Source organism: Agrobacterium sp. MS2, assembly GCF_003261015.1.
Classification (GTDB): domain Bacteria; phylum Pseudomonadota; class Alphaproteobacteria; order Rhizobiales; family Rhizobiaceae; genus Agrobacterium; species Agrobacterium pusense.
In genome coordinates, this window is record NZ_QLNF01000039.1 from 1 (window position 1) to 14,721 (window position 14,721).

At 59.4% G+C, this 14,721-nt stretch carries 13 protein-coding genes and 1 pseudogene; 5 read left to right on the forward strand and 9 right to left on the reverse strand.

Annotated elements, in window-relative coordinates; all coding sequences use genetic code 11:
• Positions 1-234 (reverse strand): annotated as a pseudogene (locus DOU54_RS13710) (branched-chain amino acid ABC transporter permease); the annotation flags it as partial.
• Positions 235-286: 52 nt separating this feature from the next.
• Between DOU54_RS13710 and DOU54_RS13715 the strand changes: the two are divergent.
• Positions 287-847 carry a CGNR zinc finger domain-containing protein gene (locus DOU54_RS13715; RefSeq protein WP_193603345.1) on the forward strand — a complete coding sequence of 187 codons (561 nt, stop codon included), beginning with the start codon at positions 287-289 and terminating at the stop codon, positions 845-847.
• Complete coding sequence (locus tag DOU54_RS13720) at positions 844-1,356, forward strand: hypothetical protein (protein WP_004441104.1); 513 nt, start codon at positions 844-846, stop codon at positions 1,354-1,356. Before DOU54_RS13715 ends, DOU54_RS13720 begins: the two co-directional genes overlap by 4 nt.
• A 187-nt stretch (positions 1,357-1,543) precedes the next feature.
• Here DOU54_RS13720 and ndk read toward each other — a convergent pair whose 3' ends face one another.
• Positions 1,544-1,966: a nucleoside-diphosphate kinase gene (gene ndk, locus DOU54_RS13725; RefSeq protein ID WP_003496769.1), complete on the reverse strand. Its 423-nt coding sequence runs from the start codon at positions 1,964-1,966 to the stop codon at positions 1,544-1,546.
• 103 nt (positions 1,967-2,069) lie between these two features.
• Positions 2,070-2,765 (reverse strand): glutathione S-transferase family protein, encoded by a 696-nt coding sequence (locus tag DOU54_RS13730; protein WP_004441100.1) that lies wholly within the window; start codon positions 2,763-2,765, stop codon positions 2,070-2,072.
• Between the two features lie 256 nt (positions 2,766-3,021).
• On the opposite strand from DOU54_RS13730, the gene DOU54_RS13735 reads away from it, so the two are divergent.
• The gene (locus DOU54_RS13735) at positions 3,022-4,065 is read left to right on the forward strand and encodes a GGDEF domain-containing protein (RefSeq protein ID WP_162749745.1); all 1,044 of its coding nucleotides are present in this window, start codon (positions 3,022-3,024) and stop codon (positions 4,063-4,065) included.
• A 160-nt stretch (positions 4,066-4,225) separates the two neighbouring features.
• The gene (locus DOU54_RS13740; RefSeq protein WP_113382492.1) at positions 4,226-6,109 is read left to right on the forward strand and encodes an ABC-F family ATP-binding cassette domain-containing protein; all 1,884 of its coding nucleotides are present in this window, start codon (positions 4,226-4,228) and stop codon (positions 6,107-6,109) included.
• 59 nt (positions 6,110-6,168) lie between these two features.
• On the opposite strand, the gene DOU54_RS13745 is transcribed toward DOU54_RS13740, so the two are convergent.
• The 5 genes from DOU54_RS13745 to DOU54_RS13765 all read right to left on the reverse strand — a co-directional run bounded on the left by DOU54_RS13745 (position 6,169) and on the right by DOU54_RS13765 (position 12,424).
• The gene (locus tag DOU54_RS13745) at positions 6,169-6,651 is read right to left on the reverse strand and encodes a GlcG/HbpS family heme-binding protein (RefSeq protein WP_004441094.1); all 483 of its coding nucleotides are present in this window, start codon (positions 6,649-6,651) and stop codon (positions 6,169-6,171) included.
• A gap of 89 nt (positions 6,652-6,740) precedes the next feature.
• On the reverse strand, positions 6,741-7,349 hold the full coding sequence (locus tag DOU54_RS13750; protein ID WP_004441091.1) for a response regulator transcription factor: 609 nt from the start codon (positions 7,347-7,349) through the stop codon (positions 6,741-6,743).
• Entirely contained in the window at positions 7,346-9,052 is a 1,707-nt protein-coding gene (locus DOU54_RS13755; protein WP_113382491.1) for a sensor histidine kinase, read from the reverse strand. Before DOU54_RS13755 ends, DOU54_RS13750 begins: the two co-directional genes overlap by 4 nt.
• A 119-nt stretch (positions 9,053-9,171) precedes the next feature.
• Positions 9,172-11,112: an EAL domain-containing protein gene (locus DOU54_RS13760; protein ID WP_113382502.1), complete on the reverse strand. Its 1,941-nt coding sequence runs from the start codon at positions 11,110-11,112 to the stop codon at positions 9,172-9,174.
• A gap of 106 nt (positions 11,113-11,218) precedes the next feature.
• Positions 11,219-12,424, reverse strand: a complete 1,206-nt coding sequence (locus DOU54_RS13765) for a GGDEF domain-containing protein (protein ID WP_286079909.1) — start codon at positions 12,422-12,424, stop codon at positions 11,219-11,221.
• 302 nt (positions 12,425-12,726) lie between these two features.
• Between DOU54_RS13765 and DOU54_RS13770 the strand changes: the two genes are divergently transcribed.
• Positions 12,727-13,653, forward strand: a complete 927-nt coding sequence (locus tag DOU54_RS13770; RefSeq protein WP_004441083.1) for a Gfo/Idh/MocA family protein — start codon at positions 12,727-12,729, stop codon at positions 13,651-13,653.
• Positions 13,654-13,681: 28 nt separating this feature from the next.
• Here DOU54_RS13770 and DOU54_RS13775 read toward each other — a convergent pair whose 3' ends face one another.
• Positions 13,682-14,710, reverse strand: a complete 1,029-nt coding sequence (locus tag DOU54_RS13775; RefSeq protein ID WP_035207673.1) for a GGDEF domain-containing protein — start codon at positions 14,708-14,710, stop codon at positions 13,682-13,684.
• Positions 14,711-14,721 lie beyond the last annotated feature (11 nt).

Below are 14,721 nucleotides of genomic sequence, written 5' to 3' on the forward strand. Positions count from 1 at the left end.
GAACAGGCCCGCCCCTGCCCCCAGCGCCAATGTCGCCGGCAGAACAAGCCACAGGCGGTTCCAGCCGAAATCGGCAAAAAGCAGGCAGGTCTGGCCAGCAAAGGCGAATATGGCGCCATAGGTGACATCGGCGCGTCTGGTGACTGAAAAGGCGATGGCATAACCAAAGGCCAGAACCGCATAAAGCGCGGCGACCGGCACTGCATTCAGCAATTGTTGCAGGAAATAGGCCAAGCGCGTCCTCCCGCTGTGATTATAACTATTAAAACCAGTTTTGATAGTTATAATGTGCGGCATGACCTTTCGCTGGACAGAACATCGTTTCGCGGGCGGCGCATTGGCGTTGGATGTTGCCAATAGCGTGATCCTGCGTTCAGACGCCGCTAGATCGGTAGACCGCTTCGCCGTGGCCGGGCAGATCGCCACCTTTGCCGAAGCGGCGACACGGTTTGGTGCGGAGCGAGAAAGATTTCCCCCCCTCGTCGCGCCCGACGAAGAGAGACGGCCGGTTCTTTTCGATTTGCGCGAGGCAATCGACGATTATTTTCGCTCGTCCATCGCCGATGGCGGCGAGGACGACGGGAAACTGGCGCAGTTTCTCTTCGCTTGCGGCGCCGCCCTGCGCATGTTCCCGAAGGCAGAACATCTCGCCAATGCCACCGCCCACTCCGCACTGTCGCTGCTTGCGGACGAACCACGGCAGCGGTTGAGGATCTGCGGCAATTGCGGCTGGCTGTTCATCGACCGCAGCAGAAACAGAAGCCGGATCTGGTGCGATATGGCGGTGTGCGGCAACCGGCAGAAAGCCAGCCGGCACTATCACCGCACGAAGGAGACGCGGTCATGAAGAGAACCGGCCTGCCATTGCTGGCAATGGTGGCGATACTCACCCTTTCCGGCTGTCAGCGCGAAGAACCGCGCGAGGTGGCGAAGGTTTCCGGTCGCATGTTCGTCTTCAACTATCGCGTGGCCATTGCCACCTATCTGGTGACGCTGCAGCGTATTGCCCCCATTCGCGATGGCAGCAGCGTTGAAGCAACATTCGAAAACCCTCGCGGAGGGCCCGACCTCACCACCCGCGAGAAGATTTTTCCGAAGGACGAAAGGATCACCGTTCAGAGCCCGCCGGTCGAATGTGTGAAGCAGGATCGGCCCTACAGGGTCACCGTCCGCATCAAAGGGCCGGATGGCGATATTCTGCAGACGATCGAGACCACCATCCGCTCCGATACCGACCAGTCAGCTCTCCCCGCCAAGCCGCTGGTCGTCGGCCCGCTCTATACGCCCAATCCGGAGGTGTTTAAACCTGACGGAACGATTGATATGCGGCCGGCTCAGGGATGCCCGGCGTCGTAGACGGAGCGAGTGCAACCTCTCCTCGTCCCTGTGCTTGTCACAGGAATGATGATGAAGGCGGGTGCGGCGTCCCCTTATCGCAACAAAAAACAAAAAAAACGGAGCCTTTCGGCTCCGCTTCTTCGAGTCTTTTCAGCAGCTTCGAGCAATCGCCTGATAGAGCGATTCAAGCCGTTGAGACTTTGAATCAGCCGACGATTTCGGTTTCGGCGAACCAGTAGGCGATTTCCTGTGCGGCGGTTTCCGGAGCGTCGGAACCGTGAACGGAGTTTTCGCCGATGGAAAGCGCGAAGGTCTTGCGGATGGTGCCTTCAGCGGCCTGGGCCGGGTTGGTGGCGCCCATGATTTCGCGGTTCTTGAGGATGGCGTTTTCGCCTTCCAGAACCTGAACGATGGTCGGGCCGGAAGTCATGCCTTCAACGAGTTCGCCGAAGAAGGGGCGCTCCTTGTGGACGGCGTAGAAGCCTTCGGCTTCGCGCTTGCTCATCCAGACGCGCTTGGAGGCGACGACGCGCAGGCCGTTGTCTTCAAATACCTTGGTGATCGCGCCCGTGAGGTTACGCTTGGTTGCGTCCGGCTTGATCATCGAAAATGTGCGTTCAATCGCCATGTGTCCGTTTCCTTTTCCTTCAGAGAAAGTGGGCGGTCTTTACCCGCCCAAAGGCCCGAAAACAAGGGGGATCAATGAGATTGCGGCACTGACGGCAGACATTTCACGCCGCTGTCACACTGCGGCCCCTTGCATCGTAAAGATCGAGGCACCCTTCGAACCAGTCGCGCACAGGGTCATTATCAGAAAACAGATCAGCACCGGTGGTGATCCTCGCCCATTGCAGCGCGCCGAAAACGATGTAATCCGAAAAAAGCGGCGACGTGCCGCCGATGAAGGGCTGAAAACTCAGCATCCGGCGGATGGGAGCGAGCAAGGCAGGAAAGGCGGCGATCTCGTCTTCGCGGTTGGCGACGACATCCTCGAGCGGGCGGCCAAGCGCCCTTGTCCGGCTTTCGCGGAAATAACGACGATCCGGCTCATCCAGCATATTGTGGATATCCAGCACGGCGATACGGACGATGGCCGGATGCAGCTGGGTTTGGGACCAGCTTTCGACAAAGCGCGCCATGGCCTTGCCGCCCTCCCCATCGAACAACGATGGCCGCTCCGGGTAGGCCTCGTCCAGATAAAGGGCAATCTCGAAACTGTCGCTCACCAGGCGGTCGCCGTCCCGCAGGATCGGCACCGTCTTCGAAAAACCATCCTCCACGGTCGGGATGACGGTGAAGGGCAACGGACGCTCTTCGAAATCCAGTCCCTTATGCGCCAACGAAAACACGGTTTTCCAGCAATGGGGGGAAAATGGCCTGGAGACATCGCTTCCGCAGAGCGAATAGAGGGTTCGGGAATTCGTCATGGGCTGCACCTTCTCTGCAATAACGACCACGCGATATAAAATCGGCGGGAGCCGGAAATCAAATCAGCATTTGTCATGTTATCAATCAAAGGACGTTTGAAAGGTTCCGTTCGCCAAGGGCCGAAATAAAACCTGGAGGTGATGAATTTCGCTCGCAGGTTTAGCCAATTTTAAGCCGTCTCGCCTATGATTTTGCCATTCAGAAAACGGTTATTTCGTTCGATTGATAAGACCATCGATACTGGAGCTGACAGCGATGACATCTGCTGGCGATAAAAAACGCGAACAGGCGAGAAGTAGTCTTGTCCTTACCAAGGTCGCGCAGTTCATCGCCAAGATGAATATTGCACCATTGCCGCGCAATTACGAATTGATCTATGAAATATTGTCGGGCCATAACCCGGCCATGGGCCGAGACATCCTGGCGCTCGGTAATGCGCCGCAACAGCACGAGATCGATCTGGTTGGCCAGAGGCACAATTTGCCCGGCTTCTCCCGCATCGAAGCGGAACAGATGGCCAGCGAGGCCTTTGAAACGCTGAAACAGATTTCCGCACGGCTGGAAGCTGGCCAGAGGCGCACGGAAGCCTTCATCGGACGCCTTGGCGAAGACGAAACTGTTGGGTCCCCGGCCACCGATCGCGTCGCCCGATTGCTGGACGACATCCACGAGGAACAGACCAGCCTAAGGCATTTCATCTCCATGGGGCTGATGAAAATACATGACGTCGAAAGGCGGCGCGCCGAACTGCAGGCCGGTTCCCTGCGCGACGTGCTGACGGCGCTGCCCAACCGGGCGGCTTTCCTCGAAAAACTCGGAGAGCTTTTTGCCGGAGACAGGGCCGCCTCCGCGACATCGCTGATGCTCCTCAATATCGACCATTTCCGCGAGATCAACGCCAAATACGGCCCCGCCGCCGGAGACAAGGCCCTGCGGCGGCTTGCTGGGCTCTTTCGCAAGACGATCAAGAAGGATGATTTTGTCGCCCGCATCGGCGGCAACGAATTTGCTTTCCTGTTTGCAGGCGTTGCGCAAAACACGGCTGAGGCGATCGCTGAACGTCTGCGGCAAAGCGTCGAAGCCTTGCGCTTCGTGACGAGTGAGGGCGGCGGCGAGCATCTGACGGTTTCAATCGGCGTCGCCTCGGTGGACGGCACCGCAACGCCCGCGGAATTCTTCAGCCAGGCTGAATTGGCCCTGCTTTGCGCCCGGTGCGGCACCCGGAACTGCGTCGTCGGTTATTGCAGGGACCTCGCGCAGCATAATCGCGACAGCTATCTCGCGCAGTTGGGTTGCTAGGACATTTCGGCAAGCCTTCAGGGTGGGCTTATATCCGGAAAACGAGCTGCCATCCCGCGCCTTGTCCCCGTTTGCCGCCTCTTCATTTCCGACCTCATAACTGCCGCGGTGTGGCGTGCCTGCTCTTGCCTTGGTCACACAGTTCGGCCAAAACGACGCCATGATTACGATTACCGATCTTTCGGCCCGCATCGCCGGGCGTCTGCTCCTTGACCACGCCAGCGTGACGCTTACCGCCGGTGTGAAGGCGGGCCTCGTCGGCCGCAACGGTGCCGGCAAATCCACCCTTTTCCGCATCATCACCGGCGATCTCGCGGCAGAGGGCGGTTCGGTGACCATTCCGAAACAGGCCCGCATCGGCCAGGTGGCGCAGGAAGCGCCGGGCACGGAGGAATCTCTCATCTCCATCGTGCTTTCCGCTGACAAGGAGCGCAGCGCGCTTTTGGCGGAGGCGGAAACCGCAACCGATCCGCATCGTATCGCAGAGATCCAGATGCGGCTTGTCGATATCGATGCCCATTCGGCGGAAGCGCGTGCATCGAGCATTCTTGCCGGTCTCGGTTTCGATCATGAAGCGCAGCTCCGCCCCGCCTCCTCCTTTTCAGGCGGCTGGCGCATGCGTGTGGCGCTCGCCTCGGTGCTGTTTGCCGAGCCCGATCTACTGCTGCTCGATGAGCCGACCAACTATCTCGACCTTGAGGGCACGCTGTGGCTGGAAGAATATATCCGCCGATATCCGCACACTGTTATCATCATCAGCCATGATCGCGATCTGCTGAACAACGCCGTTAATTCCATCGTGCATCTCGACCAGAAGAAGCTGGCCTTTTATCGCGGCGGCTACGATCAGTTCGAGCGGCAGAAGGCCGAGGCCGACGAATTGCAGATGAAAGCCAAGGCGAAAAACGACGCCGCGCGCAAACACCTGCAGAGCTTCATCGACCGTTTCCGCGCCAAGGCCACCAAGGCCCGTCAGGCGCAGAGCCGCATCAAGGCCCTGGAGCGCATGGGCACCGTCGCCGCCGTGATCGAAGATCATGTGCAGCCGATCACGTTTCCTGAGCCGGAAAAACAGCCGGCCTCGCCGATCGTTGCCATCAATGGCGGCGCCGTCGGCTATGAACCGGGCAAGTCCATTCTGAAACACCTCAACCTGCGCATCGACAATGACGATCGCATTGCGCTGCTCGGCTCCAACGGCAACGGCAAATCCACTTTTGCGAAATTCATTTCCGGCCGTCTCGCCCCGCAGGCGGGTGATCTTCGCGTCGCGCCCGGCCTCAAGATCGGCTTCTTCGCGCAGCATCAGCTCGACGATCTGGTGCCGGATGAAACTCCGGTCGAACATGTGCGCAAGCTGATGCCGCTGGCACCGGAGGCGCAGGTGCGGTCACGCGTGGCGCAGATGGGGCTTGCGACGGAAAAGATGGCGACGGCTGCCAAAGACCTTTCCGGTGGCGAAAAGGCTCGCCTGCTGATGGGCCTTGCGGCCTTCCACGCACCCAACCTCTTGATCCTCGACGAACCGACCAACCATCTCGATATCGACAGCCGCCGGGCGCTGATCGAGGCGCTGAATGATTATAATGGCGCGGTGATCCTCATTTCCCACGACCGCCATCTTATTGAGGCGACCGTTGACCGGCTGTGGTTGGTGGCCGACGGGACGGTCAAGACGTTCGAGGGCGACATGGAGGAATATCGCGATCTCGTCGTTTCCTCCGGTAAAAAGAAGGACGACAAGAGCGACGCCGTTGCCGATCAGGCTTCCAAGGCCGATCAGCGCAAGGCAAGCGCGGAAAAGCGTGCCCAACTCGCGCCGTTGAAGAAAAAGATCAACGAAATCGAATCCCTGACGGCAAAGCTTGAGAAACTGATTCAGACGCTCGACACCGAACTGGCCGACCCGGCACTATATGAAAAAGCCCCTGCCAAAGCCGCTCAGAAAGTCAAGGAGCGTGGCGAAGCCGCTGCCAGGCTATCGGATGCGGAAGAGCAATGGCTGATGCTATCCAGTGAATACGAGGAAGCAATGGCCAGCTGATGCGCAACGGCACAGGAGCGGCGGCCTCTTGCGAAGCCGCCGTATCGCATTGACGAAACTTACTTCGCGCCGATCGTGTTCAGACCTTCACGCGCACATTCGGCATCGATTGCACCCGACGGCGCGCCTCCAACGCCAATACCGCCGACGAGCGCGTCGCCGATCTTGATCGGCAGCCCGCCTGCCTGAATGACCATGCGCTCATCCATGTTGCGGAGGCCATCATTGGCGGGCTTGGAGGCGATGAATTCGGCAATCTCGCCAATATCACGGCCGAGCGATGCGGCAGCGAATGCCTTGCCGGTGGCGCTGGAGACCGTGTGCGGACCTGAACCATCTGCTTTCAGGACCGTCTTTACGGCGCCGTCGCGGGCGACGATGGCAACGGTGACAGCGTTGCCCTTGGCCGAGCAGGCCTGAAGTGCTGCACTGGCAGCCTTTTCCGCCAATTCGAGTGGCAGGTAAGGTGCGGTCGGCAGCGTCTGCGCTAGGGCGACCGAAGGAGCGAGCAGAGTGGAAACAACGAGAAGGTTGCGGATCATGAAAAGGTCCTCTTGCTTGATGAGGACTGCAGTTTAAGCGGATGGCGTTGAGCCGCGAATCCGTAAGACTTTCCGGCTGCTCGGTAGTTCTACCGATCCGCACCCGCTTCCAGCCAAAGTCTTGTCATTTCCGCCTGCGAGGTTGTGCCGAGCTTCAGGCCAATGGCGGCGCGATGGCTGTCCACCGTGCGTGGCGACAGACCAAGTCCGTCTGCGATCTGGCGCGAAGTAAAACCGAGCGCGATGCGTTCAAGTATCTCCCGCTCCCGCGCGGTCAGCAGTGACAGGAGGGCCAAATTCTCCGCCTGCAGCGCTTTTGCGTCAAGCGTGCGGGCCAATATCCGGTGCGCTTTCTGGATCGCGTCAATGAGATCCTGTTCGTCGACCGGCTTGGAGAGAAAATCCACCGCCCCATTGTGGAAGGCTCGGCGGCAGGCTTCGATGTTGCCGTGACCGGAAATGATGATGACCGGCCAGTCTATCCCCTCTTCCGTCAGTTTCTCCTGCAATTTCAATCCGGTTATGGCGGGCATGCGAATATCGAGGATCAGGCAGCCCGGCTCGAGGGCGGCAAGCTGGCTGAGAAACGCCACGGGATCAGCAAAGCCCTTCGCCTTTATGCCGACGGTGGAGAGAAGCAGGATGAGCGCCTTGCGCACGGCGTCATCGTCATCAACCAGATAGACGGGCAGCGTCATGGGTCCCGTGCCTCCGGTGCAAGCGGGAGGACAACCCGGAAATGGGCACCATTCTCACTCGCGACGTATCGGATTTCACCGCTGGCGCGTTCCACCAGCCTCTGGCTGAGGGCAAGCCCCAGCCCCATTCCGTTGTTTTTCGTGGTGGTGAAAGGTGTGAACAACCGGTCGCGCAGCTCGGGCGCTACGCCGGGGCCGTTATCGGCAACATCGAGAACGGCGAAATCACCGTTCCGGCTCAATCTTGCCGTGATCGCACGTCTGCCTTCAATGGCAGTGAGTGCGTCAAGCGCGTTGCGCAGCAAATTGAACATGACCTGTTCTATTTCGACGGGATCGACCCGCACCGGAAGCGGCACTTCCGGCATCGCGATATCAATGCTGGCCTCATGCCGGGCCGCTTCGCCGGCAAGCAGCGCATCGACATTGCGCAGGGCGGCGCGCAGGTCATGCGCAGCGACCGGCTGGCGGTGCGGCAGCGACCAGTTGCGGAACCGGTCGAGCATATTCGCGGCGCACCGCGCCTGATCGATCATATCGTCGAGAGCACCGGAAAGAGCCGTGACATCCTGACGGGCAAGCAGCCGTCTCCCCGCCTGCGCCTGCGCCAATATCGCCGTCAGGGGCTGGGTAAGCTCGTGGGCAAGGCCGCTCGCCATTTCTCCGAGAGCGTTAACCCGCGAGGCGTGGGTCAGTCTCGCTTCCATGCCGCTCAGTTCGGCGCGTCTCTCGGCGGCGCGCATGCGCGTCCTCTGTCTTGTCATGACAATACAGAGCACGAAAACGACGCTTGCGCCAGCCACGCCCGCCAGCAGGGCGCGGCCGGGCAATAGGTCCCGCCAGGTGATTGCGAGCGCGACTTCCAGCGTCAGAGGCTGGCTGGCGCTGCTGAGCTGCCGGACATATTGCGGCGCTTCCGGCATCGTGGGTGGGCCGAGAAGGACTGTTCCGCCAGGCATTTTAAGACGGATCACCGCCTGTTTTTCCGACCAGAACGCAGCGTCGGACGCGAGAAGCCGCCCGGCATCGACGGCAAGCACCAGCACCTTCGAGGCCGACCCGCTATTGGGGCTGCGCTTGACGATCATGTAATGGCCGGGTCTGAGATCGCTCGCCACCAGAGCCGGCCGGCCGGTAAAGACCGATGCCGCCTCGCGGATCGTCGCTGCCAGCTCGCTCTCCAGCGGCCGTGTGCCGACAACAGGCCCCGCCTCGTTGAGGGAAACCAGCTGGACCTCGTCAATACGCGGGTAAAATTGCAGAATGGGTGCCGCGACATCGAGCAAGAGGCGATAATCCGCCCCCTGCTGCGCCTGCGCCACCGCCGAAAGCGCCGTCACATGGGCATCATGCTGATCGGCCCGGCGGGATGCCTCAGCCTGCAACGCATCGCTCTGCCGTGCCAATTCGCCGAGCAGGCTGACATATTGATAAGCCGCCAGTGCGGACACGACGGCTGCCATAAGCAGTGCCCAGACCAGAAACAACTTGAGAAACGGCCGCCCCGTCAGCGACCATGGCGCGTGCGCCATGCGCCGGCTGCCTGAAAGGGAATGGGCGGTGGCATCAAGTGAGCGGCCGCCCGCAGCAGCGCCCTTGGCCGCTTCGTTCGGTCGGCGCTCGGCCGGTGTTCCGGGCATGTCGTTCCATGCATCGTTTTTTTCAAGCATCGGCTCGCCCGCATGACCGACAGAGCGGATCATGACATTCGTTCAACAGGTGACTTTTCTCAGCACAGACAGTGAGAACATTCAATCCGGCCCCAGCCGAATTTACCCCTGATCATCATTGGCGCGGGAAGATGTGGGCGGTGCCCTTGGCGCTAGGCACACGCCCTGCGGGACTGCAGCCGCGCGAGCGGCACGGCGGGGGAATAAAGATAACCCTGCCCGAAGCGAATACCCATCTGCATGAGAAGCCTGCTCTGCTCCTCGGTTTCTATACCTTCCGTCACCAGCTTAGCGCCATAACGCTCCGCGCTCTCGAAGGCGAGCGCAATGGCCTCCCGGAACCGCGATTGATCCAGCCTCGACGTCATCCAGTGATCGATCTTGACCTCTTCAAACGGGAACCGCGCCAGCAAAGTGAGCGCGGCATAACCGGTCCCGAAATCATCGAGCGCCAGCCGCACGCCGGCGGCGAACAGCGCATCGAAATTCTGCTGCACGACGTCGTTGGTCGGAATCCTGCTCATCTCCGTCACTTCGATCGCCAGGCGGTGCGCCGGCACCGCCATTTCCTGCAGCAGCGCCACGACCCGATCAGCAAAGTGCACGGTTGCGAAGGACGAAGCGGAAATATTCACCGCGAGATGAAAATCCGCATCGAGATCATGCAGATCACGAAGGTCGTGCACCACGGCTTCGATCGTTGACCATTCGAATTCCGCCAGCAACCGATGACGTTCGGCGATCTCCAGCACATAATAGGGCGAAAGCGCCTGCCCCCGCGCATCGACCGCGCGCAGCAGCGCCTCAGCACCGATCATGCGGCGATTGCGCATTTCGAATTTCGGCTGATAGCAAATGGGCGGCCTGCCGGATTTGATCCAGTTGACGAGCATCTGCCGCACCGTCTCGTCCCGTGTCGCCTTCTCGGCAAACGAAAAGGGGAAAATCTGCACGGGATGATCGCTTCCCTTGAGCGCCAGGCTGAGATGTCTGAAGAACGAGGCCACGTTCTGCCGGGAAAGCCTGTCCAGACTTGCCGCGCCGATTTTGAGATGCGGTACCGGCCCCGCTTCCGCCGAGCGGCAAAAGGTGCTCAACCCCTCATGCAGATGCATCATGAGTTTTGTACCTTCGGACTTCTCCAGCGAAATCTCCCGCATGACAATAGCAAGTGTCGTATCGCCGAACATGAAGCTGCAAGGTGCATGGGCGCTGCACAGCAGGCCGTATTCCCCATCGCAGATTTCCCGCGCCAGCCTAGGCCAGAAAATATCGCTCCAGTCCTCCCCCTCGCAGGCGGCGACATCGGCAATATTGACGATCTCTATCAGAACGAGGGCGTGCGAAACGGCCGGCTCCTGCCGCATGACCGTTTCCATATGGTCCTTGAGGGCGCGCCTGTTGGGCAGTCCGGTCAATGAATCCGTCCGCGCCGCCAACTCGCGTTTCTTTGCCTCGTCGCGCGCGCGCGCCTCGCTGCGCAGCAGGATGAACAGGCAGAGGATCATCGGCAGGCCAACGGCGACAGCTCCCAGCGTTCGGCGGCCTATTGCGCTCAAGAACAGCGTCTGGTCGATCAGACCAAACACGAACGATATTGTGATGGCAAGCAGCGCGGCCATGAATCTGACGGCGAAGACGGTGAGAATATCCCGAGTTCCCAGATCGGCGAGGCGTCGGTCGCGCATCCAGCCATACATGATGATGCCGCAGGCCGAAATGACGACCATGTCCTGCAGAGCCGCAAAAAACAGCACGGGGCCGCCGAACACGAAACGCCCGGCCGCGACGAGGGACAGGCTGATAAGCCCACCCTGCCATGAGCCCAGCACCCCCGCGAGAAACAGCAGATCGGAGCGGATGTAAGGCTTGGAGGGCAGCTTGATGAATTCGGAAACAAGCAGCGTCAGCAGAAAACCTGTCATTCCGAAGACGAGGCCATAGTAGATTTTATAGCGGGGATCCTCGAGGGCGATGTTCCGCCGCAGAAGGATCAGCACGGACACCATGCCAACCACCGCGGCCGCCTGAAGCAGCAGGAATGGAAGTTCGGCAGCGGACGCTGCCGCTTGTGCGGCGATCAATTCCATCATCTGCATTCCCCGATTATTATATGTTCTTGCCCCGGAATTCCGGTGCCGGTCTTCAACAATCCCGCTTGCGCGGGGCAAAATTTATGGCGCCGCCAAGCCATCAGCCCTATCCGGACATCATGGCCTCGACCCCGTACAGCTCCGCCGGCATTCCCATATGCCCGGAGGCCAGCACCAGCCGGTCGCGGCCCTGGCGCTTTGCCTCGTAAAGCGCCATATCGGCCCGGTTCACCATCTCGTATATGATTTCCCTGCCGTCGCCGGAAACGGCAATGCCGAGGCTGACGGTGACGATTTTCTGTCTGTCTGGACGGTTGAGATGGGGGATGGCCTCGTCGATTACGGCCAGTCTCAGTCTTTCGCCAATGGCAAGCGCAGCGGAAGCGGTACAATCGGCAAGCAGAACGACAAATTCTTCCCCACCGTAACGGGCTATGAAACTTCTGTCGCCATCGTCCCTGCGCAGGGCGCCACGCAGCCTGCCGGCAATCCTGCGCAGGCAGTCATCGCCGGCGACGTGGCCTTCTGCGTCATTGTAGTTCTTGAAATAATCGACATCGAGAAGGATGAGCGCCCGCGGCCGGCCGCTACCGACCGATGCCTCGTTCGCCGCCTCCTCGAAGCTGCGGCGATTGCGAATTCCGGTGAGCTGGTCGGTATTGGAAAGCTGCTGAAGCTCGTGATTTGCACTTTGAATCCGCTGCAGCAGGGTCTTCTCACGCAGAGAGGCCAGATAGTCCTTTCTTTCCACCTGCTCGATGCGGTAGGCCGCAAACAGCGAGACGGCGCTGATGCCAGCGGAACACATGATGGCCGGTAGCTTGGCCACCTCGCTCGTGACCGTGACATATTCCATGCCGACGATGAAAACCGCCATGCAGCCAACCGTGCCCATGACCGCAAGCGGAAACGGTTTGCGATGTATCGTATTCATATAAAGGACGACGGTGACGATACCCACGTAATATTCGCTCGCCGACGAGGTTTGCGCATTGGCATAGATGAACATGATCGAGGCGACGACCAACATGCAACCCAGCCCGTGCAGGACCTCATGCGCCACGCCGTCCGGCCGTATCCTGATCGCATAATATCGGGCGGGGAAATAAAGAAAGAGAAGCGGTGTGATGATCATCAGGCGGACTGTCAGATCCAGCCAGATGATTTCCGGCACCAGACTGATGTCCACTAATACGTAGAGATTGTAGAGGATGACGCCGAAGATCAATCCGTATGTATTGAATTGCCGGCTGCTTTCGTTGACTTTCTGAACGAAGCCAGACAGACGGTCAGCCTTGAATAAAACCACCACGACCCGCTCTTTAAAATATACTCAAGTTAAAAATACATAAAACTCTAACAAAATGAGAATATACCTAAAAAATTGGATTAAGACAGCCCGGCCATCGAAAACATCACTGAAAATTACAAAGAAATATTTTCATGATCAAGCATTACACGATCGATAATGTGTATCGAAAGTTTCCGTGAAGTCATCGTCTGGAAAAGACGCGTCGCGCCGAAACGATCACCTTGCTCCTGCGGGCGTTTCTGCTAAAAACCTGTAAAAATCACACTTTATCTTAGGCAGCACTCACACACGGGTTCCACTTCATGTCAGCCACCAAGCTTGCCATCGTCGGCGTCGGCAAAATCGTTCGCGACCAGCATCTTCCCGCCATTGCAGGCAATCCGGATTTTGAATTGATCTGCACCGCAAGCCGCCATGGCACGGTGGATGGCGTCGCATCCTACGGCACCATCGAGGCGATGCTCGAGGCCGTACCCGATATCAACGCCGTCTCTCTGTGCATGCCGCCGCAATATCGTTATGAGGCAGCCTATGCGGCACTGAATGCCGGCAAGCACGTCTTCCTCGAAAAACCGCCGGGCGCGACGCTTTCGGAGGTACAGGATCTCGTCCGCCTCGCGGATTCTAAAGGCCTGTCACTGTTTGCAAGCTGGCATTCGCGTTATGCACCTGGCGTCGAGGCTGCCAAGGCGTTTCTAGCCTCCACGACGATCAACAGCGTTCATGTGATCTGGAAAGAAGATGTGCGCCACTGGCATCCGAACCAGGAATGGATCTGGCAGGCGGGTGGTCTCGGCGTGTTCGATCCCGGCATCAATGCGCTTTCCATCATCACCCATATCCTGCCGCGCGCGCTGTTCCTGACCAGGGCGACGCTTGAATTCCCGGAAAACCGCGACGCGCCGATCGCGGCCGACCTGCATTTCTCGGACGTGACAAAAATGCCCGTCCATGCCGAATTCGACTGGCGTCAGACCGGCAAGCAGAGCTGGGACATCGTGGCCGAGACCGCCGCGGGGCGGATGGTGCTTTCGGAAGGCGGGGCGAAGCTTTCGATCAATGGTGAGGAAAAACTATCCCAGCCGGAACGGGAATATCCGGCCCTTTACGAGCGCTTCGCCGAGATCATCAAGTCAGGCCGCTCGGACGTCGATCTTGCGCCGCTGACCCATGTGGCCGATGCTTTCCTGCTCGGCCGCCACAAATTCGTGGATTCTTTCTACGACTGAGCAGCGAAACGCTTTTCAAGGCAATCTTTCAGAGGGCGCGGCTGACAAACCGGTCGCGCCCCGATTTTTTGGCCTGATACAGGGCTTCATCGACGCTCCGCAGCAGCGTCGCGCGATCCGCGCCCGCCTGCGGCGCGATGGCGCCGCCGATGCTGAGGCGCGCAAGCACGCTCTCACCCTCCACATGAAACGGTTGCCGAAACGCGTGGAGCAGTTTTTCCGCAAGGCCGTTGATGAGCGTGGATGAATCCGGACGCGGCACGAATATTGCGAATTCGTCGCCCCCCATGCGCACCACCACGTCATCTTCTCTTACAGCATCGCGGATTCGGGTGGATGCCTCGACCAGCACCCTGTCTCCTGCCGCATGGCCAAGCGTGTCATTGATGGTCTTGAAGCCGTCGAGATCGAGATAGAGAACACCGAAAGTGTCTTTCTCGCAAAGCGCGGCGCCAAGTTCCAGATCAACGATCGCGTCCAGAGCCTTGCGATTATAAAAGCCCGTGAGCGGATCGGTCATGGCCGCATCGCGCAGTTCCCGGGCAGCAAGGCTCATGGTGAAGTTCGCCTTCTGCAATCTCAAAAGCGCGCCCGCGAGTGTCGCAAAATACTGGAGATTATCGACCTCCGCAGCGGTGTACTCCCGAACGTGCGGGTCGAGCAGACAAAAAGTCCCGACCACCAGACCCGGTTCGAGTTCGATCGGGGCGCCAGCGTAGGACCGCAGGTCGGGCGCGCCCTTTACATAAGGCAAAGAGCCGAATTCAGGATGAGCGCTCAGATCCGTAACAGTCAGAATATTCTGCGTGACGACCACACGGTCGCAGATCGCAATGTCACGGGGGCATTCCTGGAATTGCAGCCCTGCCTGCTCGGCAATGTGGAGCCAGTCCTCATCCAGAATATGCACGGCCGCGCGTGCCACCCCGAATACGCCCTGCGCCAGTTGCGAGATCGCCTTCAATTCAGCGGTTTCCGCATTCTTGAAAGCCACAACGGACCGCACTGCTACCAGTCGTTCCAGCTCCAGATCCGGTCGTGGCATCATCTGTCCCATCGCATATCCCC